The organism is Paenibacillus sp. F411, assembly GCF_017582705.1.
Classification (GTDB): Bacteria; Bacillota; Bacilli; order Paenibacillales; family Paenibacillaceae; genus Paenibacillus_AQ; species Paenibacillus_AQ algicola.
Map to the genome: position 1 here is coordinate 1 of NZ_JAGFIP010000057.1, position 527 is coordinate 527.

Here is a 527-nt window from a genome sequence, read left to right on the forward strand (position 1 = left end):
AAAAAAACCGTTACTGCATTAGCTGCAGTAACGGTTTCTTCTTTGCTTGGCGGCGTCCTACTCTCCCGGGACCCTGCGGTCCAAGTACCATCGGCGCTGGAAGGCTTAACGTTCGTGTTCGGGATGGGTACGCGTGGAACCCTTCCGCCATCACCACCAAACATGATTTTTCGGAGCATAGCTCTTCAAAAATCGCTGCGAGAAAATATCAAACCTTGATATTCACCCTCAGTGTGCTCAGATGTTTGATCACCTGAAAACTAGATACGAAACGAATGTGCGTTGTTAGTTTGATCATTAGCGTAATGCTTCCGAAGCTAGCTTTACTTCGTAAAGCTCTGCGGATGCTTTCGTAGCTAGCTTTGCGAAGCAAAGCTTTTAGGATAAGCCCTCGACCGATTAGTATTGGTCAGCTCCATGCATTGCTGCACTTCCACCTCCAACCTATCTACCTCGTGGTCTTCAAGGGGTCTTACGTATTGGGAAATCTCATCTTGAGGGGGGCTTCACGCTTAGATGCTTTCAGC

The 527-nt window shown here is 48.0% G+C and carries 2 rRNA genes; both read right to left on the reverse strand.

The window, feature by feature from the left end:
• Positions 1-44: 44 nt before the first annotated feature.
• Positions 45-161, reverse strand: a 5S ribosomal RNA gene (gene rrf, locus JJQ72_RS20305).
• A 218-nt stretch (positions 162-379) separates the two neighbouring features.
• Positions 380-527, reverse strand: a 23S ribosomal RNA gene (locus JJQ72_RS20310); the annotation flags it as partial.